At 37.0% G+C, this 24,965-nt stretch carries 17 protein-coding genes; 6 read left to right on the top strand and 11 right to left on the bottom strand.

Annotated elements, in window-relative coordinates; translation table 11 throughout:
* Positions 1-5 precede the first annotated feature (5 nt).
* Together ACP3T3_RS20005 and ACP3T3_RS20000 are read right to left on the bottom strand one after the other, a co-directional pair.
* On the bottom strand, positions 6-407 hold the full coding sequence (locus tag ACP3T3_RS20005) for a DUF3408 domain-containing protein (RefSeq protein ID WP_426477481.1): 402 nt from the start codon (positions 405-407) through the stop codon (positions 6-8).
* A gap of 13 nt (positions 408-420) precedes the next feature.
* On the bottom strand, positions 421-1,188 hold the full coding sequence (locus ACP3T3_RS20000) for a ParA family protein (RefSeq protein ID WP_426477480.1): 768 nt from the start codon (positions 1,186-1,188) through the stop codon (positions 421-423).
* 665 nt (positions 1,189-1,853) lie between these two features.
* On the opposite strand from ACP3T3_RS20000, the gene mobA reads away from it, so the two are divergent.
* From mobA to ACP3T3_RS19975, 5 genes are all read left to right on the top strand, one after another.
* Entirely contained in the window at positions 1,854-2,282 is a 429-nt protein-coding gene (gene mobA, locus ACP3T3_RS19995) for a conjugal transfer protein MobA (RefSeq protein WP_426477479.1), read from the top strand.
* Positions 2,279-3,553 (top strand): conjugal transfer protein MobB, encoded by a 1,275-nt coding sequence (mobB, locus tag ACP3T3_RS19990; RefSeq protein ID WP_426477478.1) that lies wholly within the window; start codon positions 2,279-2,281, stop codon positions 3,551-3,553. Before mobA ends, mobB begins: the two co-directional genes overlap by 4 nt.
* Positions 3,554-3,976: 423 nt before the next feature.
* Positions 3,977-5,887: an amidohydrolase gene (locus ACP3T3_RS19985; RefSeq protein WP_426477477.1), complete on the top strand. Its 1,911-nt coding sequence runs from the start codon at positions 3,977-3,979 to the stop codon at positions 5,885-5,887.
* A gap of 399 nt (positions 5,888-6,286) precedes the next feature.
* Positions 6,287-8,272 carry a conjugal transfer protein MobC gene (mobC, locus tag ACP3T3_RS19980; protein ID WP_426477476.1) on the top strand — a complete coding sequence of 662 codons (1,986 nt, stop codon included), beginning with the start codon at positions 6,287-6,289 and terminating at the stop codon, positions 8,270-8,272.
* A gap of 85 nt (positions 8,273-8,357) precedes the next feature.
* Entirely contained in the window at positions 8,358-8,534 is a 177-nt protein-coding gene (locus ACP3T3_RS19975) for a histone H1 (protein WP_426477475.1), read from the top strand.
* Positions 8,535-8,622: 88 nt separating this feature from the next.
* On the opposite strand, the gene ACP3T3_RS19970 is transcribed toward ACP3T3_RS19975, so the two are convergent.
* The 6 genes from ACP3T3_RS19970 to ACP3T3_RS19945 form a co-directional block, all read right to left on the bottom strand.
* Complete coding sequence (locus ACP3T3_RS19970; protein WP_426477474.1) at positions 8,623-13,962, bottom strand: helicase-related protein; 5,340 nt, start codon at positions 13,960-13,962, stop codon at positions 8,623-8,625.
* Complete coding sequence (locus tag ACP3T3_RS19965) at positions 13,949-14,386, bottom strand: DUF1896 domain-containing protein (protein ID WP_426477473.1); 438 nt, start codon at positions 14,384-14,386, stop codon at positions 13,949-13,951. The genes ACP3T3_RS19970 and ACP3T3_RS19965 overlap by 14 nt, the downstream gene beginning before the upstream one ends.
* A 172-nt stretch (positions 14,387-14,558) precedes the next feature.
* A complete protein-coding gene (locus tag ACP3T3_RS19960) occupies positions 14,559-16,643 on the bottom strand; it encodes a DNA topoisomerase (RefSeq protein ID WP_426477472.1) in 2,085 nt (694 codons plus the stop codon).
* Between the two features lie 11 nt (positions 16,644-16,654).
* Positions 16,655-18,067 (bottom strand): DUF3945 domain-containing protein, encoded by a 1,413-nt coding sequence (locus ACP3T3_RS19955; RefSeq protein ID WP_426477471.1) that lies wholly within the window; start codon positions 18,065-18,067, stop codon positions 16,655-16,657.
* Between the two features lie 72 nt (positions 18,068-18,139).
* Positions 18,140-18,292 (bottom strand): hypothetical protein, encoded by a 153-nt coding sequence (locus ACP3T3_RS19950; protein WP_426479994.1) that lies wholly within the window; start codon positions 18,290-18,292, stop codon positions 18,140-18,142.
* A 472-nt stretch (positions 18,293-18,764) separates the two neighbouring features.
* Complete coding sequence (locus tag ACP3T3_RS19945; protein WP_426477470.1) at positions 18,765-19,607, bottom strand: RteC domain-containing protein; 843 nt, start codon at positions 19,605-19,607, stop codon at positions 18,765-18,767.
* An 846-nt stretch (positions 19,608-20,453) separates the two neighbouring features.
* Between ACP3T3_RS19945 and ACP3T3_RS19940 the strand changes: the two genes are divergently transcribed.
* Positions 20,454-21,092 (top strand): hypothetical protein, encoded by a 639-nt coding sequence (locus ACP3T3_RS19940; protein WP_426477469.1) that lies wholly within the window; start codon positions 20,454-20,456, stop codon positions 21,090-21,092.
* 624 nt (positions 21,093-21,716) lie between these two features.
* Here the strand turns inward: ACP3T3_RS19940 and ACP3T3_RS19935 are convergent.
* The 3 genes from ACP3T3_RS19935 to ACP3T3_RS19925 all read right to left on the bottom strand — a co-directional run bounded on the left by ACP3T3_RS19935 (position 21,717) and on the right by ACP3T3_RS19925 (position 24,954).
* Positions 21,717-22,535 carry a DUF5694 domain-containing protein gene (locus tag ACP3T3_RS19935; protein ID WP_426477468.1) on the bottom strand — a complete coding sequence of 273 codons (819 nt, stop codon included), beginning with the start codon at positions 22,533-22,535 and terminating at the stop codon, positions 21,717-21,719.
* Positions 22,536-22,891: 356 nt separating this feature from the next.
* Positions 22,892-23,923 carry a hypothetical protein gene (locus tag ACP3T3_RS19930; protein ID WP_426477467.1) on the bottom strand — a complete coding sequence of 344 codons (1,032 nt, stop codon included), beginning with the start codon at positions 23,921-23,923 and terminating at the stop codon, positions 22,892-22,894.
* A 650-nt stretch (positions 23,924-24,573) separates the two neighbouring features.
* Positions 24,574-24,954, bottom strand: a complete 381-nt coding sequence (locus ACP3T3_RS19925) for a DUF2750 domain-containing protein (protein ID WP_426477466.1) — start codon at positions 24,952-24,954, stop codon at positions 24,574-24,576.
* Positions 24,955-24,965 lie beyond the last annotated feature (11 nt).

Raw genomic sequence — 24,965 nt, 5'->3', positions numbered from 1 at the left:
ATCTGTTATAATATCGGTTTAAATCGGTCATTGAAGTAATCCGTAATGTCACCTCCAAATTCCCTGAAATGATATTCCAAAATATTATCTATATAGGAATAAAGTGTTACTTTATCTTCCCTTGTCAATTGCACAATTCGAAGCAGACGTTCATGGAATTCAGATCGAATGTATACAACCTTACCACTTCTGCCCGAGGGAAAACGGTTTACTAGAAACGTTTCGTCATAAGCCACTTTTTTGGGTAAAGTCGTTTTTGCCCGTTCTCGCGGTTTGTTCTCTTTTTGTTCATCCTGTTTCTCCACAATCTTTTCTGGAGCTAGTTCGTCTCCACTCATAATCTGCATTAGATAATCTTCGTCGACCACAGGTTTTTCAAAATCCTTTCTTCCCTTTCCTCTTGTCATTTTTACAATATATTTATAGGTGAACGATCCTCAAAAATTCTGCTATAAAAAGGTCAAAACGTGTAACCTTCAAAAGCTGTAATTCAGCTGGTAATAGACTGGATCTAAAAACGTAATTGATCGTGTCATCCGTTTCTTTTCGAAAGCGTTTACTATCCCTGATGCCCGTTTTCATGATAAGAAGATCAAGCTCTTCAATTACCTCTTGGTAAGCTTTGTAAAGGCCCGTCTTCTCGCGGCCATCAACCTGATTCCAAAAAAGCCAAAGGGCAAGCGCTTTATTCTCATCATCTGAGGGTGGAAGTTGAAGAAAAGCCTTACTGAACGCAAGTGTACTCTCAACAACAAGCCTGTCAGCCGTAATCGGCGAAAAGATAAAATCCATAGCTTGAAGTGCTGTTAATACGCCTTTAGTATTGGCAGTGCCGGGTAGATCAAAAAATATAATATCAGGTTCAACTGAAAGCTGACTTACGTTTTCAAATGCTATTTTCAGCGCATTGTCTGCCTTACTCTTAATGATCGGGTAAGCTTTCTTATTGATGGCCTGAAACTGCTTCATTGCAGCTTTTTTATGATACTCACTATTCATAATGCTACTTTTATCCCGTTCCCGCATATTACTCAGGCTATATTGGGGAAAATCGCAATCCATTACCAAAACATTAAAACCTAACCGATAATGCAGGACGCTTGCTAATAAAGTCGTGATTGTGGACTTTCCTACTCCCCCTTTTTGGGTGTAAATGCTGACCTTTAAAGTTTTCTTCATTTTTTCCATTGCTTATATTTTATTAATTGTTTTACCATTTAAGCCCGCACACAGAAACACAGAAACTTATTTTGCCTCTTGACTTCTGAAATTGTCGTGCATAAAACCTTTTCTATGCTTGACTGACGCACCTGTTATATATTTACAAAAGCGGTAAAATGCCTACCAAAAAATCTGTATAACAATACAGGCATAGATGCAAAAGACATTTTACCAGTTTTACCGCTTTTACATTTTTATACTTTTATATTTTTAAAACCTAATACTTTTATTACCTGAAAACTTCGCTTATTCCATACCAACCAAAATGCAGTTTTACCAATCTTCCTAGTGTGTTGTAAAGGAAACCAGTTTTAATAGGGATAAAGGTTAACATGAACATGCTAGCCTAGATTTTCCAGCATTGACTTAATACTTTTTAGATTGGCATCTATTCTAATACTTCTTACTATTTCCGTTCCCGTGAACGGAGCAAGTTGTGTTTTGAGTGCCTCAAAACTCGTTTTGTGCCCCAAAACTACTTGCTCTGCCGAGGGGTGGGTAATCCTCCGAAGTCGGATTTACCTTTTATGATTCTTTAGTGATTTTATATGAAACGTTAGGACAAATAAGGCTTTTAGTGGCTCATAAGCGTCAAGCATCATGGCTTTCATTTAGGTTTTGAAAAAAAAGATATGACAGCTAATCGTAAAGGAGGTCGAAAACCTAAAATCGACAGGGCAACTCATCGATACGTTTTCCGTCTTACCGACGCAGAAAATGCAAAGTTTCTTTCCTTATTGGAGCAATCAGGGCTTGCTAATAGAGCCAGATTTATTGTATCGCTATTGTTTGAACGAAGGATAAATTCAGTAATTGTAGACAAAGGAGCTATAGATTACTGCACAAAATTATCACAGTTTTTTAATCAGTTCAGGGCGATTGGCGTCAATTACAATCAGATCGTAAAGATCCTGCACACGAATTTTGGTGATAAGAAAACTGTTTATTACATTGGAAAGCTTGAAGGAAAGACCATAGAACTGGCTAATATCTGCCGCGAAATATTAATTTTAAGCAAGAAATTTGAAGCCGAACATCTCATTAAAAAACAACGTTTATGATCGCCAAGATAGGACGTGGTTCAAAAATTTATGGGGTTTTAATATATAATCATAGCAAAGTACTTCAGGATAACGGCCAGATTTTGCACATGAACAACATGCTGGAGACAGCAGACGGAAATTATACCACCAGGCAGCTACTGGCTTCATTCTTGCCCAATCTTGCCGCTAATAAGAAAACAGAAAAAACAGCAATACACATTTCGCTCAATCCTGATCCGGTTGATCTTGTTTCTGACGAGGACTTCATCAATATCGCTAATGAGTATATGACTAAAATGGGTTATGGCAATCAACCATATGTAGTTTTTAAGCACAATGATATCGATAGAACACACATACATATTGTCTCAACAACAGTAGATGAAAATGGAATAAAAATATCTGATGTTTTTGAAAAAAAAAGATCAATGGAAATCTGTCGCCAAATTGAAAAAATATTTAATTTAACGCCGGCCGATCAAAAGATAAGTTCTGATGAGCGTTTTACTTTCACACCTGTCGATTACAACAAAGGAAATATCAAAAATCAAATTGCAACGGTTGTACGCTACTTACCTGATTATTACAATTTTCAGAACCTCGGCAGCTACAATGCACTTTTATCCCTGTTCAACATTACTGCTGAACACATTAAAAAAGATTATAATGGGGAGATCAAAGAAGGATTAGTTTATTTTGCTCTGGATGATAGAGGTCGTAAAGTGGCCAATCCATTTAAAGCATCTCTATTTGGTAAAAAGGCCGGACTAGCAGCCCTTCGATCCCGTTTTGAAAAGAGCAGAGAAGTATCTCCTGAAATTAAAGCAAAGACAAGTCAGATTATTTCTAGGGCCTTAACCTTAACTACCAATGAAAAGGACTTTAAAGATTATCTAATAGATCACGGCATAAATACTGTAATCAGAAGAAACGAAGACGACCGATTGTATGGAATCACTTTTATAGATCACAATACTGGATATGTATTCAACGGCTCTCATTTAGGGAAACAATTCTCGGCGAATATATTTCAAGAGCTATTTTCCAATAGCGCGTTAAAAATTGAAAATAAAATAATACAGCCGAGCCCAAGTACTCGGCACGGCGCAAGTAATAAGGCGGCCACAATTGACCCCTTACATCCTTTTTTTGATTTTATGATGAATATTTCTAGTCTTGATGGTTTTGGTGTGCTTGATGCACTTCTGTTAGGTACTAGTGCTGAAGACCCCGAAGAAGCAGCATTTGAATTTAATATGAAGAAAAAGAGAAAAAAAAGCCACGATTAAAACGTGCATGGCAGAAAAGGACCATTCCCCGAAAAGAGCAAAATTTACTTTTTAATTATAATCAAGAAGGAGGGATAAATATGTTTAACAAAGAATCCCGTGATTCAGTACCTCACACCGAATTGTCAAAAGCAAATTGTATTTGTGAATTAAATAAGAACGTATAGTAAATTTAAATTTTGATTACAGAAATTTAATCAACTTTTAGTGATTAAAAATATTTTCAATCAATATTTTTATTATTTTTATAATAATATAAACTAAAACATGAAAAAATATAAAATTTATTCACTACAGAGTCCAACCTGATAGGACCTTCAACATTCTTTCTAAATTAAATTACAAAAAAGCCTCATCTGATGGAAGGCTTGTGTTTGTATGTACATATTAAACTAACATAAATTCTTAAATCCAATTATCCTTATGGAAACATCGCCCAATCACACACATGGCTGCGCTCACTGCTCTTGCCACAATCCTGTTTTGGATGTTCTTAAAGAAGAACTTTTCAGTGCAGAAAATATGACGAAAATAAATCCGGGTTCCGGAAAAGCAATTCACGAAAAACCACACACTCTAATGATAAGGGGAGGGATCATCCGTCCCATGATTGCAGGTTCAACAGAAACCATCGAATCTATTGGGATAGCTGATGGAAAAGTTGTGGTAACCGGTACAGAAGATCAGGTGGAAGAATATATGAACGAGAACTATCAAGGATTTCACCGAAAAGAACTAACCGGTACCCAAACTTTACTTCCTGGTCTAATCGAGCCCCATGTTCATATGGTTCCAACAGCAATGATGCAGGGCTGGCTGGATCTGAGCCCTTTTGAAGGACAAAATTTAAAGGCTAAATATGACTTGAATTCTGTGGGAGCAATCATCAACGATCATATTCCCAAAATTCCAGGAGTTGTTATCTTAGGTAAAGGATTAGACCCATCACTAATGCCTTTTCAAGAAGTAGGGGGTAAAAAAGAGTTAATTACAATTACGAATACAGTTCTCGACGGTATTAATGCTGATGTACCAATGATGGTGTTAAGTGCTTCCATGCACACGCTATATCTGAATACCAAGGCAATGCAATATGTGTTTGATCACAATACTGCAATACAGGCTGAATATAAAACTGCTGACAAATATATTAGTGAAACTAATGGACAGTTGCAGGAAGGCTTACAAATGACCCCAGCTTTGAAGACAGTAAAGCTGCAGATCATAGCAATGAGTATAGAGATCAACAGGTACCTTACCGATCTTTTCAATACAGCGAATTCAAGAGGAGTTACTTTTATGTATGATGCCGGCCTGAATAAAGGATCAGTAAACCTTTTGACCAAATATTTTGAGACTCATCCTGAATTGGTAAGGACAGGTGGTGCACATCTTTGTTCCAGTCAGGAAGATGTCAGTAATCTGGAGCATTATACAGAACCACATCACTATAAACCTGTATATTATGGACATGTTAAAGTGGTTTCAGATGGCTCCAACCAGGGCTTGACAGGGTATCAAAGTGCCCCTTATCTGTGTGATCCTGCTAACAATACAGGGGTATTTAATTTTCCTCAGACAGGTATTCCTGCTCATACGATTCCTCCGAGCTATAATACATTAATTAATACTGTGGTAGCTGTAAAAGGATGGCCCCTAATGATTCATGCAAATGGAGATCAAGCGGTAACATTTGCAATTAATGCTTATCAGCGTACTTTGGCTCAATATAAAGGTCGGGAGCTTCGTAACCGTATAGAGCACTGTTCTCTTCTAACGGCAGATCAAATTACAAATATGCTACAAATGGGCGTTTCCGCTAGCTTCCTTATTGGTCACGTAGGGTATTGGGGATATGCTTTTAAGGAAGTAATTTTCGGCGAAAAGGCGCAAATGCTTGATCTTTGTGGGTCAACGCTCGCCGCTGGAATGAGAATTACCCTTCATAGCGACAATGAGGTAAGTCCACTGGGGCCTCTAAGAATGATGGAACAGTCGATTACCAGAATCATGGAAAAAAACCCAAATGATATTGAAGTTTTAAACGGTACCGAGCGTCTTACCCCAGAACAGGCATTGATTGCTGTTACTTATGACGCGGCTTGGCAATGTTATGCTGATAAATGGGTAGGATCGCTAAATGAAGGGTACTTTGCTGATTTTGTTATTTTGGAACAAGATCCGCTTTCATTAAATACACCTTCGTTACAATATATGAAAATGAGAGACATTCCAGTGTTGGAAACATGGGTGGGTGGAATACCTGTATACGTGAATGCAAAAACCACAAAAGCGGTAACAGAAAAAGATATGGTTTTTCCAAAAAACTCATAGCGGTTCTGAAAAGTTTTACAATAATTGCTAATTGAATTTCAATCAGAGTAAATGATGTTTACTCTGATTTTTTTGTTTTAATTAAGGCTTTTCTACCCAGGAAAGACATTGAGCAGAATGACTGTGGCGACAACCATGTGTATGGATTAAATGCCTGTATCGATAACACGACTAAAATTTCCTTCTATTGTCCTCTCTATAACATACAAAGACATGTACTTCCGGAATTCTTTCTAATAAAAAATTTTGTGTTAAAAATTTAGTTTCAAAGTGAGTTGCTGAAACAAAACCTGCGATTCTTATCCTTCAAAAGGACATTACAAGAAAACCTATTCCGCTAGATACAACATCTCGAATTTTCATGCATACAGATGATATCTATGGTGAAAATTTTCACTTATGCAAGAAGACGATTTAAGGGGACTCGCGAAAATAATGGCATTTATGCGCGCAGTCAGCATCCTGTTGGTTCTAATGAATTTCTACTGGTTTTGCTATTCATTTTTTTATGGGCAAGGTTGGACGCTCGAGGTCATAGAAAAAATACTTCTGAATTTTCAAAAAACCTCCGGTTTATTTAGTAATTCCTTTAATAGTAAGCTGTTTGCACTGATTTTATTAGCCCTGAGCTGTCTAGGTACCAAAGGGGTGAAAAACGAAAAAATTAAATGGAAAAATATAAATACGTATCTTATTATAGGTACTCTCCTTTACTTATTAAATTTTCCACTTCTTCACTTCTCTACTTCTCTATACATGCTGACAACCTCAGCTGGATTCATATTGCTGATGGTTGCCGGACTCTGGATGAGTAGACTCCTAAGGAATCGGTTGATGGACGACCCATTCAATACGGAGAACGAAAGTTTTATGCAGGAGACACGGTTAATTCAGAATGAATACTCTGTTAACCTACCTACGAGGTTTTACTACAAAGGAAAGTGGAATGACGGCTGGATCTCTGTTGTCAACGTTTTTAGAGCCTCAATCGTGCTTGGTACCCCTGGAAGTGGAAAAAGTTATGCAATTGTAAATAATTACATCAAACAGCATATCGAAAAAGGGTTTGCGATGTATATCTACGACTTTAAATTTGACGATCTTTCCGTCATTGCTTATAATCACCTTTTAAAACATAACCGCCAATACAAAGTAAAACCTCAGTTTTATGTGATCAATTTTGATGATCCACGCAGAAGCCATCGCTGCAACCCGCTCAGTCCAAAATTCATGACGGATATATCAGATGCTTACGAATCTGCTTATACTATTATGTTGAACCTCAATAAGACGTGGATCCAGAAAAGTGGGGAATTCTTTGTCGAATCCCCAATTATATTGCTTGCAGCAATTATTTGGTTTCTAAAAATTTATAAAGATGGACAGTTTTGTACCTTCCCCCATGCCATTGAACTCCTCAATAAAAAATATTCAGACCTATTTACCATTCTGACAAGTTATCCGGAGCTCGAAAACTATTTGAGCCCTTTCCTTGATGCCTGGGAAGGCGGCGCTCAAGATCAGCTGCAAGGCCAAATAGCATCCGCTAAGATTCCTCTTTCACGAATGATTTCCCCGCAGCTCTATTACGTCATGACCGGAGACGATTTCTCCCTTGACATAAATAATCCGCTAGAACCTAAGATTTTGTGTGTGGGTAATAATCCTGACCGTCAAAATATTTACTCGGCTGCTCTCGGGCTTTATAATTCACGCATTGTGAAAATGATAAACAAAAAAGGAAAATTGAAGAGTTCAGTAATTATTGACGAGCTACCAACCATATACTTTCGAGGACTAGACAATCTTATTGCGACAGCGCGTAGTAACAAAGTGGCAGTCTGCCTGGGTTTTCAAGATTTCTCGCAACTCATTAGAGATTATGGCGACAAAGAAGCTAAAGTAATCCAAAACACTGTAGGGAACATTTTCTCAGGACAGGTTGTTGGGGAAACCGCCAAAAGCCTTTCCGAACGTTTTGGCAAAATTGTACAGAAAAGACAATCTCTCAGTATTAATAGAAATGATACCAGCGCTTCTATTTCCACTCAACTGGACAGCCTGATTCCCGCATCCAAGATCTCTACGTTATCACAGGGAATGTTCGTTGGAGCCGTTGCTGACAATTTTGGCGAGAAAATAGAACAAAAGATATTCCATGCGCAGATCGTTGTTGATACGGAAAAGGTTGCCAACGAAACCAAGAATTATAAACCGATTCCCCAGATCCGATCTTTTCTATCCGATTGCGGAGAAGATATAATGGATCAGGAAATAAACGCAAATTATAAGAAGATTAAACAGGAGGTTGCCACCATTATTGAGAAAGAAATGTCACGTATACAGAATGATCCAGATCTTGCGCATTTGATCCGAAAGGATTGATTCTGAGTTAGAATAGCTGACAAAAGAGATTTTTGTTCCAATCCAATAAAAGCTTATTTTTGTCCTGAAAATTATTCTACACAACATGAAGGAACTGATCGAAAAAATTAATGCTGGAATAGATGCATTCAAAACAGATGCAGAGTTACAAGCTGAAAAAGGAAACAAGGCCGCGGGAATAAGGGCACGTAAAGCTTCTCTTGAGCTAGAAAAGCTTTTTAAGGAGTTTAGAAAAACCTCATTGGAAGCTTCTAAAGGCTAAAAACAAGCCCCTTCACAGAAACTGCGAAGGGGTTTCATTTAATATAAAGCCAGTTTTACACAATTTATTAGCATCTAATTTTACAATCCTACGGTTTCAGCTGGGATATTGTTTTTGTAGGTTCAGTTTTTTTAACCTTCTCCTCCACTTGCAGTACGTTTTCTCTTCCATCATCCAAGGATAAAAGGATCTTTCTTTCCAATGCCGCTAATTGGTTCCTCAGCCCCTCTAAACTTCCATCCTTCTTCCAGTCTCCGGAAACTATCTCACGTAGTATAAGCTCATCTTTTTTCAATGCAGAAACTTTATTTTCCTCTGTCTCAATTAAACCGGGAATCTTCTGCAGAGCATTTAAAAAATTCAAAGATGCGCGCTCAGGATCGCCTGCCATAATACCATTATTATGTGTATACTTTAAATTACCTTCTCCTGTGATGAAAAAACGATTGTCTCTTTCTATGGAATCCTTCTTTTCGGAAAATTCTGTTTTAACCAAGAGCCTAAAACCATACAATGAGCCAATTTCCTCATAATCGCCGCCCGTCCGCGCAGTAGCTGATATTTTATTCAGACGATCTCCTATTTCTTTTACAGTGGCCTTGTCATTTAAACCAGCAAGACTAATAGCGTTTAGTAGACCTCCATCATCCGTTTTTCTAACCCGATTATTAAAAATTGCCCAATCGGTTTTCAATCGTTCCAGGAGTGACTGTCCAGTCTTCAAATCTTCTGCTGTAGTTTCCAGTTTATATAATGAACTTCTTTTAGATCGCATGAAAGACAATTTTTCCCCCTCAAGCGCTGCAATCTGCTTCTGCAGCTTAGCTTTCTCCAACAAGTCTGTGTTACCCGACAAAATGGCCTGATACTCAGAATAGCTCATTCCGGTTTTTTCATCAATAGCACCTTCATCAATAGTCCGCACACCTAAATTATTACTTTTCAACTGGTCAATAAAAATTTGTTTATTATACAGGGTATTAAATTTATAACTGTCTAAAGATTTCTCAACAGCATAAATAAAAACATCTACCTTATTATTACCAAAGTGTTTCGCAATCTCGTTGCCCTTCCTTATGGCACGCCCATCACGCTGCGCCAGATCCGAGGGTCGCCAGGGAATATCCAGATGATGAACGGTGACTGCCCGCTTTTGAGCATTAACTCCTGTACCCAGCATTTCAGTCGAGCCAAACAGTATTCGAATTTTGCCTTCATTAGCAGCTTTGATAAGTTCTTTCCTTTGGTCTCCGGATTTTGCCTCCTGGATAAAGCGTATTTCATGATCAGGAATATCATACTCATGCATCAGCTTTCGCTTGATTTCCGAGTATATATTCCACTGATCTGGTTTGTAGGTTCCCAAGTCTGAAAAAACAAATTGCGTCCCTTTTTGAGCATTAAATCTTCGATAATATGTAACTAGGTTAGCCGCACAAACAGACGCTTTATTCCCGGGATGATCGCCATATTCGGGGGAGATCATGCGCATATCCAGCGACATTTTCCTTGCATAATCAGTTGCAATCAGCATTTTAGCCTTTTCTTCCGTAGGAGAAAGCGGTTCCCTTCCCAATAACTCGGCCTTTCCGGTTTCTGCAAATTCCATTAATTTCTTTATGAATCTTTCCTGATCCGGTGTAGGTGGAATATGAACTAAACTTTCGTTTTTTTCAGGACGGTCAATTCCGATGTCCTTAGCTGTTCTATAATCTGTGATTTCTGAATAGAATTGAGCCAGCTCAGGAACCTTTATAAAATGTCTAAACCTTTCTTTTTGAACAATATTGTTGGCTACCGAAAATTCATAATCAACAGATTTTCGAGCATAAATAGCTGCCCATGCGTCAAAACAGTTTATCCCTTGTCTTTCCAGCGCTTTTGGCCGTAGATATTTGAACAACAGGTAGAGTTCAGTTAAGGAATTACTTATTGTGGTACCGGACAAAAATGTAGCTCCCAAATCTTTTCCTGTTCTTTCTTGAATTGTTCGTAGCGCAAACAGTAGATTGAGGGCTCGTTGGCTTCCCTGCGCATTTCCCAGTCCCGCAACACGTTCATGTCGCGTATTGAACATCAGATTTTTGAACCGATGACTTTCGTCAACAAACAAATGGTCAATACCCATCATTTTAAAATCAACAACATCGTCCTTTCGATTTTCAATGTCACTTTGAAGACTTTTAAGCTTGACATTCAGGTTCTTTTTCCTGATTTCAACTCCTTTTAGCATCGCACCGGAAACATCTTTTCCCTGGGTTCTCAGAACTTCTAGATTACGTTCTACGCCTTCCAGTTCAATGTTCAAAATTTCTCTTTGCAGTTCTGACGATTGGGGGATCATACTGAACTGCTCATGGGTAAGAATAACACAATCCCAATCGTTATTTTTTATTTCTCCGAAGATTTTTAATCGTTTCTGCGGCGTGAAATCCTTTTTCCCTGGATATAATAACTTTGCATAAGGATAGGCTTTACGATAAGTCTCAGCGATTTCATGGACATTAGCTTTTAGAGCTATAATCATTGGTTTATGAACTAAGCCCAACCGCTTCATTTCCTGAGCAGCAGTACACATTATAAGCGTCTTGCCAGCACCAACCTCATGGTCACAGATCCCTCCGCCATTGCACTTGATCATCCATACCGCATCTTTCTGACTATCATACAAATCTTCAATACCCACAGCCTCACGTTTAAGTCCCGGAAACTCCTGATGACTGCCGTCGTATTGTGGCCGCACATGACAATTAAATAGCTCATTGTACTTTTCGGTAAGCTCATCCTTAAAAACATCACTTTGCTCGAAAAGCCAATCAGTAAATGCCCTTCGGATATCATCAATTTTACAATTTGCCGCTTGGATCGCTTCCATATCCCGCACCTTTACCTCAGTGCCGTCCGCTAAATAGGCTTTCTTTGTAATATCGGGTGTGGTATTAACCAATGCATGTCGTAAAAGGTTAAGCCCGTCAAAATTTCTGCTGTCCGACTTAACTGCATACTTTTCTGTAATGATTATATTGGTGCCATTGCATTGCACAGCAAAATCATCCGAACTTTCGGTATACTGAATAGTAACCTTAGTCTCAAAAAGATGGCTTGCGAATCTGCTATACGTGTCCGTATCAATCCATCGTTCACCCAGGTTAAAATCCAGTTCTTCAAACGATATTAAAGCCGGTCTGATATCTTGCAGGGCTTTCAAACTCGCCTCACATTGCAGATCAGAGATATGCTCCGTCAAATAGTTGCTAAGCAGTTTTGCCTTTTCAACCACATTTCCAGATAGAAATGTTTGCGAAGTTTCATATTCTCTCAACAAGGGGTTGTAATATATCCTTCCTTGTAACTGTTCTCTCAACTCTTCAACTGAGATCCCAGAAATTTGGGACATGAAATCAAGATCAACCTTGGCAGAAAGGTTGAGTGAAGCTGACAACGCTTCACTTGCACTATTGACTGTTAAATCATCGGTAGAGAAGCTTACAGGATGATCAAAAATATCCGCTTTGTGTACTATCCCGCCAATCACTCGTTCCAGATAAGGCACCTCATTTCCAGAAGCATCAGTTTTAATAACTTTGATATTGTCCGCAGCATTTAAATTGCCGTATTTCTTTACAAAGGCGTCATACAAGTTATTGAGTGATCTTCGACCTAAACTATCTTCTTCTTTCTGAGTTATCTCATACAGGTACAAATCATTATAACAGTCCCGGAACTTTATATAATCTTCAATCCTATTTTTTTGCTTTTCAGCTAGTAAAAGCGGGTGAAAAATGTACTGTCCCTCCCGAAGATTCCATTTGATGTGGCCAACATGACCATTAAAGGACACTAAGGTATTATCCCTATAATATTCTTTTTTCTTTCCTTCAAACACAATAGGCTCCATCCCTATGGCCTGACCAGTAAGGTCTGAGAAAAGAGAAGGAGTATGTGTTTCCGTAGATTGACTATTTTGTAGCTCGGTAGTTTTCGCGCTTTTTATTATAGCACTTTCTGCACTGCCATCCTCTGAACCTTTGGTCTGGGCAACACCACTTGATGATATGGCGTCAAATAACGAGAGTTGCTGTATTATACTTTGCTGATTTGATTTACGAGCTGTTTTTTTTGAAGCTGACCGCTGCGTGAGACGGTCAATCTGTTGTTCGGAAAATAAGCTAAGTTGAAACGATTGGTCCTGGTCATTTTGTGGATTTTTTCTTTTTATAGAATAATTTTTCGCCACTGGTCTCTGCAATAATTCGTTCGCACTTAAATCCTTTTGAATAAAATTTTTGTATAAATTGAAATTAAAAAAAGCACTGAAATCAGTTGCAAGTTTTTCCTTAAGGTCACTTGCAATTCCTTCTATTCCCCCTTCATGCAGGTAGATCGTCTTCTTTTTTCCATATTGATCTGTATCCTCAGTAGATCGGGTCGACACAATATGGTTGGGATTAAAAAATAAAAGATTGCAATGTGAACCTTCGCCTTTGGAGACCGTATGCATAAAATCCTTGGCCCGATCGGACAATGACCCTCTACTGCCGCACTTCTGTAAAACGATCAGGTCACTCCCTACAGCTGTACCTGCTTCCTCAAATAGATTATTGGGAAGTCTTACCGCTGAGACTAACAGATGCTCACGCATCAGTGCCTCTCGGATTGGCTGATTGGACGGACTGTCCATAATACCCTGTGACGTAATAAAGGCAAGGATACCGCCTTCCCGAAGCTTATCTGTAGCCTTTAAAAAGAAATAGTTATGAATGCTTTTCGCAGCAATTTTGCGTGCTTCATCCTTACCTCTTGAAAAGGAAAGGTCAAAAACGGAACTGGTTCCAAATGGGATGTTACTTACAGTCAGATCATAAAATCCTTCTTCCTGGCCAGCAATGCTTTCAAAACCCGCAATGCGGATATCAGCTTCCGGATGCAGCAATTGCAAAACTTTTCCTGTCAAAGGATCATGCTCATAGGCCGTAACACGAACGTTCGGCCTATTTTTAAAAGGATCAATAAATGCACCCACACCTGCCGAAGGCTCCAGCACATTCTTTATGTCTAAACCATTACTTCCTATTACTGATGCAATAACCGAAGTTATTTCCTTTGGTGTATAGAACGCATCCAGAACTGAACTTTTAACGCCACTAACCCACTGTTTATATTCCTGGTCATCTTTTGCATGAGCAGATAATAAAACATAGAGTTCTTTTGTCAATGCAAACAGGGGCTTTTCACTGTTATTCCATTTCTCAATATCTTCAGCTACTTCTGTTGGATTAAGCACACATTTCAACCCTCCAAATCCTGCATATAGGGATAATAGCTGCTGTTCATGCCCTGTTGGCTCACGATGCTCATTTTCGACCTTGAAAGCAATTTTTAGGGCATCAATATTCTGTTGCAGACACTGCCTTTTATTGAATGCCATTTTTCTCGATCCATATTGAAATGAAACCTGTGAGCTCCGTGTATAACACGTCATAATCATTTGTATATGCAAAATCATCCGTCAGATCATACTGTTCAAAAACCTCATCGCAGTTCGGAAGTATTTTTAAAGCAAAATCCCTAAATTCAAAATCGAACAGCAGATCGTTGAACTCATAGGTCAGCACTTCAAATAGCGTAGTAAATTTTGAGAAATGAAGCCCCTCATAAAGAATAAAATCGGCTATTTCATCGCATTTTGCAACATCGTTGCCAGACCTGAAAGCTCCTTCATAGGCATTTACCGCCCAACGTGCCCGTTGGCTTATAAATTTGGAATCATGTAATTTCTCAGGGAAACTTGCTTCTATATGCTCCTGTAATTTTAATTGATAGTAGGAAAAATCCTTTTGCTCTTTTTTCATGGTGTCTATTATTTACTTGTCAGGTAAACCTAGCCAGACAAGCACTGGGGAAGCCCATCAGAAGGTATTCTAGCCTTAAATTTCTACAGTTGTCCTAATTGAAAAATGAGGCAAAAAAAGAAGCCTGAAATCCGATCGATCTCAGGCTTCACACCAAATCACATCATGAAAATTATTTGAACTTTCGCTTCTTTTTCTTCTCAAATTCAAAAGAAGTAGCACCGTCCTCGGATAATAAAATATAGGCATCAAATAGTTTACCGCTATGCCCGACCATTCCCCGGATAAGTGGAGTTCTTTTCTTGGTAAGCAAAGCTTCTATATTTTTATATGTTAACTGTATTCCACATACTTTCCGAAAAAGTATCCATCCGCATTTTTCACTGCTGCATTTAATCACCTTTTCGCGCAAAAATGCCCTACTGCTGCATTTTGGACAGCTTAGATCTTGTTGTCCGTCCTCTACAATTTTTTCTATCAGCAGTTCCCTTGTAACTTCTTCTGTTAGCTTTTCAAGTTCTGCATGGAATTCCGCGGCCTCCATTTCGCTATTTTGAATCTTTTCAAATGCAAGCTCCCACTGTGCTGTCATTGCTACATCAGCTATTTTCTTGTCTGCCACGATTTTATAAACAAGAAGCCCCTTTTCTGTTGGAATGATCGATTTCTTTTCTCGACAGATATAACTTCTATCGAACAGTGTTTCAATAACCGATGCACGGGTAGCAGGGGTCCCTATGCCAATGCCTTTAAGTGCCTTTCTCTCTTCAATATCTTCGATACTATTTCCCGCATTTTCCATTGCAGATAAAAGCTCTGCCTCAGTGAATAACGCTGGCGGTTTTGTCTGTTTGGCAACAAGTTTCACATCGGTTATCTTCAGATTGCCACCTTTTTCGAGCTGAGGAAGATCATAAATAACATCGTCTTCTTCTTCATTAAAATTTCCATTTATTAACTTCCAGCCCGGTGAGGTAATCTTTATTGCTTTAATGGTAAAATTGTAGTGAAGGATTTCTAATGTGACAGATGTAATCTCCCGATGACAAGTGGGTGATATAGCTTCAAGAAGTCGGCACGCAATCAAATCATATAAGGTATTTTCGTGCGCGTTCAGCATTGTGGGTATATGCTCCGTGATCAAAATTCCGTGATGGTCAGTCACTTTCACATCATTGACGATATGCTTGTTATACCTTTCCCATTTAATTTTGGAAACCTTTTCCTTAAAAGCGGGGGCAGCTCCTAAAGCGACAATAAGATTGGGAATTTCGCTCCATACATCTTCGGGAATATACTTCGCCCCGGTACGGGGATAGCTTATAAATTTCTTTTCATATAAGCTTTGGGCGATTTCCAGAGTCTTTTCTGCAGAAAATCCGAGCTTTTTATTAGCTTCTTTTTGTAAACCTGTCAAATCAAAAAGTAACGGTGCTTGCAAGGCACTCGGTTTCTTTTCAACTTCTACAACATTGACAGTTCCAACGCGTTCAATAGATCTTACTGCCGACTCTGCTTTCGCTCGATCTTCCCATTTATCTACCGATAAACTCTTGAAAATAATGCCCTCTTTTTGATGCCCGAGTTCGATCTGGAAATAATTTTTTATTTCGAATGATTTATGATCAATAAATCTTTTGCAGATCAGGGATAAAGTAGGCGTCTGCACACGTCCCAAAGAATATAAACCATCTCCTAAACTGATGGTCAACGCTTGGGTTGCATTGATCCCGATCAGCCAGTCAGATTGGGACCTCTCCCGTCCTGCATAGTAAATGCCATCAAAATCAGTCCCCTTCTTTAAATTATTCAATCCATTTATAATTGCTTTCTCCGTCAAACTGCTGATCCAAAGCCGCTCAAATGGTTTTTGACAGTCCAAATATTCGTAGATGTATCTGAAAATAACTTCTCCCTCCCTCCCTGCGTCGGTAGCAACAATAATACTGTCACACTTTTCAAAAACATCGCCAATAATTTCCAATTGCCGCTTTGAACCTTCATCGTACACATATCCTTTACCTGATTTCACTTTTCTGCTAGTAAGCAAAAAATCAGCTGGAATTATGGGAAGGGATTCCCTATTGAATCCCTTAATTCCATAATCTTCTGGCATTGCCAGTCCCACAAGATGGCCAAAAGCCCAAGTGACAATAAAATCATCCCCAATAAAATAACCATCCTTTCTTTCTGTAGCACCAACAATTCTGGCAAGTTCATGAGCCACTGAGGGCTTTTCTGCTAAGATTGCTTTCATGACGATCTACTTTAATGAAGTTTAGGACGTCTGGATGGGGTCTTTTTTTCCTGGACATTTGTCGTTGCAGAATTGCGTGCCGCCTGCTTTGACCCATCATTTTGCGCAGGAGCTTGGCGCTGTTTCTTGTCTTCGTTCATATTACCTAATACCTGCTCCAGCTGGTTTTCCAAATGTGGTTTCTGGAAGGAAAAGTCAACCTTTCCTTTTTGTTCATTATAGAAAGCGTAACCTGAATATAACCTGTTTTGATCCTTATTGACAAGATCCTCCAGATGAATAGCCTTACCCTCTTTTAGCAATTCCTGCTCTTTTTCGCTTAACTGACGGTCTCTGAATACAGAAGGAATTACCCTTGTTAACTGTTGATCATTGCTCAAGGTTTCCTTATTACCGGCGAATACTATTTTTCGATCATCAGCACTAAACTGTAAGGTTTGACTGAAGAGTTCGCCCGTCTTCGTATTCACCATCCCTTCAACAAGCACAGGCTTTCCTTCGATGAGTTCCTGCTTTTGATCCTTACTTAATTTCACACCGCCGAATTTATCATTAATTTTGATCCATTCGAGCGGATATGATACAGGCTCTTTTGTGTATTTGTCCAAACTAATCAAAGACTTTACTGTAACACCTTGTGTATTGGTCAATTCAGCGACACGGCCCATATTTCCTGTTTTTATCAGGTTCTCCTTATCTTCTCGTGTAAATTTGTGACCGTAAAAAGGGGATTCCAATGGAGCTTTATGTCGTATTCCATGTGTCAGAATAACAATTTTATTATCGACTTGTCGTAAGGAAAGTCGCGCATCACCTTTTAAAGCCAGCCCTTCAAAATTTCCTTCAATCTTAAATATTGTGTCGGATTTGTAACCTTTCAATAATTTGTCCAATTGTCCATTTTTCTCTAACAGGTCCCTATTTAAACCAAATTTATGCGCTGTGTTCCAATCAATGTCATCAACATTATAGCGATACGTTGGCTTGGTATCTTCGTTCGCTTTTCCTTGTTTTACTTCTAGTTTTGTTTCCATATCTTGCTTTTTTTGCATATTATCATGTTTAACTTCCAAAGCGTCCAGAAGTTTATTACCTTCCGGTGTGGGATTATCGAGTGCAGACTGGAGTTTCTTGGCCACTGCTTCCATATCGATATCTGAAATTTTAAAAAACTTGTATCCTGTAGGATCATTTAGTTTTCGCCAGAAATTAGAGAAGAAATTGCTGAATATATCGCTTTTGTCTACGCGAATAAAATCCAACAAATTCTTCTGCTTAGGCTCTCCCGTTTGCAGTTTCCCATCCTTATCTACTCCCTTTACTGCCTCGATCCTGTTCTTAACTTTATCAAGAACCAATAGGATGTCAGATAACGGCTCCAGCGCTTTGGCGATCTTTTCGTCAATTATTGTTTGTTCATTCATAATAAAAAATTTTAAGATTGTCCGAATGTAGATTGGGGAAAGAAGAAATATTAAATTGCTTCCTTTAAGAGCCTATTTTTGCCGATATTTTCCCCCATGATAACTGTCCCTAATAAACTGCTGCACATCGGAGCTCTTATAGTAAATCTTACCACTGATAGTGAAAAATTTTATTCTGCCGATTGTACGGTAGCGCTGGAGGCAACGGTACGTGATCTTTAGCATTTGAAGAACATCTTGGTTATCGAGCAGCTCTTCACCGTCAATGCTCAACCTTTTTTTTTCCCGGATTTCAAGATCCCCCGCGAGGATGTCAAACCGCTTCATGATACGATCCATCCATGCAAGGAACTCAACTCGATCTATATTCATAACCTTTTACATTTGATTTACGTACCAAAATTGGCCTAGATTTTCCACCACATCGTACAAGGTTCCAGCAAGGTTATATCAAGAGAAATGATTTTTTTTTAGTTTTTTTTATTATTATTTAGAGTAATTCACATTGGTATTGCATGACTAGTAAATTGGTACATCCTAAAGTAAAGGTCACAATGAATGCAAGAATATAATATTGAGAATAGCTTAGTGTGTGTCTGAATTTTCGATCAGCAATATGAGTTAGCATAGATTTTTGGCAAAAAAAAACAGGTCACCGATTTGATTACCTGTCTACAATAGTGAAGCGCTGTGAATACTACAGCTCTCGATCCATATATTGTTCCAAAGAGTTTTTTAAAAAAAGTAGATAACTCGTTTTCTCTCCTGCCCTGAACTTCATCTGATGAAACGCGTGATGGATATCTCCAAGATTGACTTCAAAAAGTTCCTCAAATAGTTTGCTCAATTTTCGTAGGCCCGCTCTTCCATTTGACACACTACCTGCCGCATGAAGTGCATAAATAAGTTCAATCAATGCATTCTTTGAATCTGTCCACGAAAAACTGCCACTTTCACCTGTAGAAGAAACAGGAGTATCAGTGCTTTCTTTCTGACTAATTATCGACAAGAAATGGGAACAAAGTAGATCCATTGATATGATTTGAGCAACTTTGTAGTCATAATAAGTGGAAAATTCTAAGTCAACTTCAAAGAAAAAGCTGTCAACTCCATCGAAGAAATTGATATTACCCAATCTAAAATATGAATTGTCCTTATCGCTCCGGCCAGAACGATAATACCAATAAAAATCCGAACCCTCCAGATGCTTTTTATACTCTTTATTTAAAAGCTTAATTTGATCGTTGTAATAACCTTGTATTAATTCATACCGATCTGGGTTAATAACTTCCAGACGGATAAGCTTATTATAATACATAATTTTTCCCAAAATCTCTGGTTTTACAGCCTTAAAAAAGGTTATCTCGTCATCAACAGTGGCAAAACCGTTCTTGGTAATTTGTGTCTTAAGATCGCTCAAAAATTTGCGAAGAAAAGAAACCATATAATATGCCCCTTCAATGGTGCTTTTCGCGCTTCGTCCAACCTTCTTCTCCTCTTGTTCAACTGATAATAGAAAATTTTTATATAAGTGCTTCATGGTGATTTTTTTAAAGTGAATAACCCCCACACAGTCGTTTTCCCTTTAAATTACATCTCTCCACGTTGAGATATAAAATTAAATATACAATATATTTTTTTTCTAAAAATCAAGAGATTAGGCTGTTTATTATTCGCTGATACTAAATCGGGATTCGTACGAATAAACTTAACATTTGCATTTATTTGAAATATGTTTGCTCTTTACCAAATTATTATTTCTCAACAAAACAAAGATTATCCAAAATATTTCAAAAAAATAAAATAATAACATAATAATCTTTAACAATGCAAGATTCAAGTTATTTGCCTGAGTTTAACTGCGGGTACTGGTTAATATGATTTCATAGAATATCGAGCAAGCTTAAAATTTCCAAATGAATACGTGTTAGGATCAAAGCCAAAGTACCTAATTGATTGAGTTCATCACTTGATAGTATTTTTCTAATTTTACTATAGGACTTGAAATTGTCTGTCCGTATTTCTGGCCAGCGTAAATTTCATACTCAATATCCGTGTTTTTACGGATATAAAATACAAGGAAATCCCGATTAATCCATTAATAAAATATAAAATTGCTTGGTTCCAATTAAAAACTAATAAAACCTCGACCACTTATGGGTTATGCCAGCAATTTAAATATAGACCTTGTTCACTATTTCAGTATGTATAAAATGGATGGAAATTTAATGAGAGTTAGCTTTGTGACAACAACAATTATTAATCTGTTTAATACTGCCATAAGATTGGGCGGAACAAGTGTGCCAGCTTATAAAGCTCCAAATTAAAAGTCATGAACATAAAAAAAATTATATTAATTTTATTTCCGATAATCCATATGAATTTAATGGCACAACAGAATTTTGAAATCGTCGAAACAAAATATGATCTGAATGATTTTGAAGCAATCAGGAAAGATTTACAGAATTTTGAATTTTTTCGGCAAAATCCAAATACGCATAAGACCTGTACGAAGCACAAGGAGAAGAATGAATTTAGAGTTATGGCGAATGATAATAAGAGATTCTTTTTGATGTTTGACAAGGAGGACAATGCGCTAGAATTCTTGAATTCTATGGAACCCTACGATTATGGAATGTTGGAAACAGACTTTCAGGAGGAGATAGAAAAAATCACTGCTGAAAACATCGCTGAAAAATCTACCGAAATTTTAGCTCGTTTTAACGATAAATTTAAATTAAAAGTGGATTATGATCCTACTGAAGTTGATATTGCTACTATAAATGAAAGGGTTAGAAAAACAGTTTGGGACAAAGAAAATCGTTTTCTGCTCAACTTTTATATGATGGAGGTGTCGAAAAGGAAATTTAACTTTCCTAATTGGAGTTTTGAGGTTATAAATACTTTCAACCCTTTTTCTATTCCTCAATATGTTGGAAGAAATGAAAAAAGCCAAAGTTATTACAGCTTGTTAAATCCAAAATCTAGGAAGCATTTTGATTTTAAAATGTATTTAGATCTCTAATAAAATGATTTAATCCAAATTTAGCAAAAGCAGGGCAATCTGCTTTTGCTTTTTTATGGTCATTATAACAGTTTTTATATATATTCTCTGGCCTACCATGCTAGATGAAAAACATTGGCGATATTTCCATTAATGATTTATTGAATTTAACCTTGTATTTATAAATAAGCCAATTGGTTGAAGGCAGCCCGCTTTAGCGTCCTTGATGGCATGATCATATCGCTGCATGGTAGTGTTATTTTAATCATAATTCTAGTGCACTCGCTTTCATTTGCTGACAAAAGACAGCAAAATAAAAAGGATCTCAATAGTATGTTATAAGTCGATATAGGTTAGCGGTCACTGATGATGAGTATGATTTGGCACACCAACAAGTACAGAAATAAGGTTGGGCCAAATCGTACACGATGGATTATAGAGTATACTTTTACAGATAAAGTAATATTCCAAATTCACTTATTCATTAATTCATATAATTGACATTATATATATAAGTTAAGACTTAATCTGACAGCTGGGCAATTCTGCTAATAGATTTAAAGCGTTTTACTGCCTCAGTTTTTTTCTGAATAAAAAAGTTGTTGGAGGGGGATTGACGTTCCCCTTCATCATTCTTGCGGTCTTTTATTTTAGTATACTATGTAATTCAACCACTTCAAAGTCGTCATTATTTTGTAGTAGGTGCTTTAATATAGGAATATGTCCTTGCCCAAAAATTAAAACAACATATTTGTCCGAAAGTTCAACCTGATTTATAATATTGGAATAAATAGCAAGATTTCTTAAATACCAATCTGATACAGATTCAGCTCCTGCAAAATTTTTACCTGCTCCAATCTTTGCAATAAATTTTAGATAAATAGATAAATTTTTTTTTAGTTCTTCAGGTGTATTTATGTATTTTAAAACCTCCGTTATGGTACCTTTTTTTAATTGATCATCATAATCATTTATCATTGCCTTTGCCTGCGTCCCTAAATCTTCTAATAAATACAGTTGATTATTTTCTTTTGCAGACGCAACCATCAAGCTATCGTGTGTCATCCCGTAGAATTTATCTACACATTTTACTTGATCTAATTTTAATTTTTTAGCTAACCTGAAACCAATTTGTTCTCTTTCTGAAACGGGAAGTTTATAATGATCTGTTACATATAAATGATACAGACTGTCGCTGGAACGTTGATTTCCAATTGGTCTTTCAATCATCACTTTAGTCGCTTTTGTTTGCGACAGCACATTCGTCAAGTCTTCTAATTCACTTTGACGCTTAGCACTCAAAAAATCGCCCACTATTAGTTCAAAACTATCTGTATGTGGGTTTTCAAAATGAATAGTTCCAATTAACAAAATTTTTGTTTTTTGTTTAGATTCTTGTCCAAAAGTTGTAGTGGTGAATAAAAGCGCAATTAAGAAGGAAGCAATTGTTTTAATATAAGCCATTTTTTTTAGTCTATTTTTGTCATGACTATATTCCAAATAGCCGCTAAATGTAGGTTAGTTTTATTTTTTTAAAGGTAAGATAATTAGTTCGAATCGCTAACAATTTTAATATTATTTTTTAGAAGATATCCCGGCGCTAATTGGTTATTTAGATAGTAGGTGAGCCGGTTTGAATCCTGTGACTATATGCATTAGCTTCTTAATCACTTCATAAAAGCTACTAATTTTGACTAAAATAGAGTTGGCAATTAACCAACTCTAATTTGTTTTATTGAATTTGTTTGAAATATTTGTGACGGAAATTTCTAAATATTAATAGATTTCAAATTTCACTAAAGGCTATCATCTAAAGCAGATTACCTAATCACTTCAAGACCATCTTCAAGCTTCTTACCTTCGGGTAGATATAAATAATAATTTCTAAAGTTGGCTACTGTACTTCCATTTTCATTCTTATATTTTCCCCATAATGCAGAATTGGATCTTAATCTTGGGTCTGAACTTTTTTGTTGTAAAGAAATTAATTTCCCATCTCCAAAAATTTTGAAATCATAATCTTGAATTGGCTCTAAAACGAAAGATCCAATGGTAAACGGTTTCATGTAAGCATCTTTTATTTTAAGCAGTTCTTTTTCATTATTATAAGATGCTTGCGTTGTTTCTTTTTCTTTTTGGAATAAAAATGAAAATACTGTGTCAGCATTTTTATCGTTATATAAACTCCATTGATTCTGATAAAATTTCAAAGTGACTTCTTCTAATTTTTTGCGGTCTAATTTATTTAAATCCTGCCCCTTACTCCAGCCTTCATTTTTATACGGAACCTCAGCTTCAAATTCATAAGTTATCTCATAGTATTTCTTGGCTTCCCCTTCAAATTCTGGAATTCCCACATCCTTATTCTGTCCTGCCATTCTAATTTTAGTTGGAAGTTTAAATTCCGCAACGGGAGTGGCTGGATAATTGGGATCTTTATTGTCCACACTTTCTACTTCCAGTTTACAAGAAGTATTGGGAGACAGTACATCACCGGATCTGCTGTATTCTTCAGGTGTAGGATAGATGCGTAGAGTTATTTTTTGTTTTCCACTGTGGAGTATTGCACTATTAATAGAATAGGGAGTCATTTCCTGAGAATAATTAAATGATTTTGCTACAGGATAATCATTAACCAGGACTTCATACAGGCATAAAGAATTTTTAACATACACCTGATAAACAGGTTCTTTCGGAAAGTGCTTAATTTCAGTAAGCATTGTTGGAATATAGTTACCGGCTGTCAATATCGGCCCGTTATTTTTTGTTTCGGTTTGTTTTGTTTTATCAGTTTGTGAGCATGAGATGATACTCATTATCATAACATAAAGAACTAACGAAATATTTTTCATATTTTAAATTTTCATATTTTAAACAAATATACCTGATCGAAAGTATAATTTTTTACAAAATGTTCTCCCAAAATTAAACTCAACCGGCCAACGCTTCCCTCGAATCTGGATACCAGTAAACACAAATAGCCAATCTTGCGATTAACTATTCAACTGTTATGTTGACAGGAATTGAACTCTTTTTCAAATTTTGTAAAACTTATCTATTAGTAGATATACGCAAAATCATTTTAAATTAACTATCAGCTGCTTCAATGATAATCCTGCTGAGTTCACTAAGCGGAACTATTGGAAAAAGCAGGCAACCAAGAGCAAATGTATCAGGAGAATTTTAAATCTATTTTGAAATCGCCACATTTTATAATATCATAGCATATTATCTGATTTTCTTTAAAGGCATCAATAATAAACTAGCTAAAGAAGGTCAGCTGCTACTACTTAAATTATATCTTGGTTTTCAAGATCCTTCGTAACCTTGCTAAGTAATATCATAATTTCGGAAATCGTTATTCATTTTGATTTTTTAAACTAACATAAAAAACAGGACCACATAAAAGTGGTCCCGCAAACATTCATATCATACATACTGCCACTTCTTTAAAGAAGTGCTCTTTAATATTTCGTCGGTGCGACCTAATTAGGGGCACATATTAATAATTTTCTAGTTCCATGTCTAAATCGCGTTTAAACTCAGCTGAATCCACTACGAATCCAGTCTTATCGCCTACGGGAAAAATATTCAGTAAGTCCCCAGATTTTGCGATTACATTTAGGATATTGCTTTCGAGATCTTCTAAGCTCAATTCGAAGACCTTGTAGTCTTCCCATCCCGCGACCTTACAAAGTTCTGCATATTCTTTATCGCTCCATAAAGGAAATAATGTTTTTCCATCAAGGTTTGAATTTGCAACCTCGCCTTTTGGCGTTGTTAAAGTATAAACTGCCTCGCGATCAGCAATTTTTTTTATTAAATAGTCGTATCTCTTTTTTGGTTCTAAGGAAACAACTTTCTCAATTTCTTTTGGATGCATATTTTTATGTT

Origin of the sequence: Chryseobacterium sp. CBSDS_008 (genome assembly GCF_049959325.1) — a bacterium.
Lineage (GTDB): Bacteria > Bacteroidota > Bacteroidia > Flavobacteriales > Weeksellaceae > Chryseobacterium.
This window is presented reverse-complemented; position numbering and strand designations above follow the sequence as displayed.

Coding starts and splice junctions, on each gene's coding strand:
- ACP3T3_RS19950 (WP_426479994.1), bottom strand. CDS start 18,292: ATGCTAAAGATCACGTACCGTTGCCTCCAGCGCTACCGTACAATCGGC.
- ACP3T3_RS19935 (WP_426477468.1), bottom strand. CDS start 22,535: ATGGCTTATATTAAAACAATTGCTTCCTTCTTAATTGCGCTTTTATTC.
- ACP3T3_RS19940 (WP_426477469.1), top strand. CDS start 20,454: ATGGCACAACAGAATTTTGAAATCGTCGAAACAAAATATGATCTGAAT.
- ACP3T3_RS19955 (WP_426477471.1), bottom strand. CDS start 18,067: ATGAATGAACAAACAATAATTGACGAAAAGATCGCCAAAGCGCTGGAG.
- mobB (WP_426477478.1), top strand. CDS start 2,279: ATGATCGCCAAGATAGGACGTGGTTCAAAAATTTATGGGGTTTTAATA.
- ACP3T3_RS19960 (WP_426477472.1), bottom strand. CDS start 16,643: ATGAAAGCAATCTTAGCAGAAAAGCCCTCAGTGGCTCATGAACTTGCC.
- ACP3T3_RS19975 (WP_426477475.1), top strand. CDS start 8,358: ATGAAGGAACTGATCGAAAAAATTAATGCTGGAATAGATGCATTCAAA.
- mobA (WP_426477479.1), top strand. CDS start 1,854: ATGACAGCTAATCGTAAAGGAGGTCGAAAACCTAAAATCGACAGGGCA.
- ACP3T3_RS20005 (WP_426477481.1), bottom strand. CDS start 407: ATGACAAGAGGAAAGGGAAGAAAGGATTTTGAAAAACCTGTGGTCGAC.
- ACP3T3_RS19930 (WP_426477467.1), bottom strand. CDS start 23,923: ATGAAAAATATTTCGTTAGTTCTTTATGTTATGATAATGAGTATCATC.
- ACP3T3_RS19925 (WP_426477466.1), bottom strand. CDS start 24,954: ATGCATCCAAAAGAAATTGAGAAAGTTGTTTCCTTAGAACCAAAAAAG.
- mobC (WP_426477476.1), top strand. CDS start 6,287: ATGCAAGAAGACGATTTAAGGGGACTCGCGAAAATAATGGCATTTATG.
- ACP3T3_RS20000 (WP_426477480.1), bottom strand. CDS start 1,188: ATGGAAAAAATGAAGAAAACTTTAAAGGTCAGCATTTACACCCAAAAA.
- ACP3T3_RS19985 (WP_426477477.1), top strand. CDS start 3,977: ATGGAAACATCGCCCAATCACACACATGGCTGCGCTCACTGCTCTTGC.
- ACP3T3_RS19965 (WP_426477473.1), bottom strand. CDS start 14,386: ATGAAAAAAGAGCAAAAGGATTTTTCCTACTATCAATTAAAATTACAG.
- ACP3T3_RS19945 (WP_426477470.1), bottom strand. CDS start 19,607: ATGAAGCACTTATATAAAAATTTTCTATTATCAGTTGAACAAGAGGAG.
- ACP3T3_RS19970 (WP_426477474.1), bottom strand. CDS start 13,962: ATGGCATTCAATAAAAGGCAGTGTCTGCAACAGAATATTGATGCCCTA.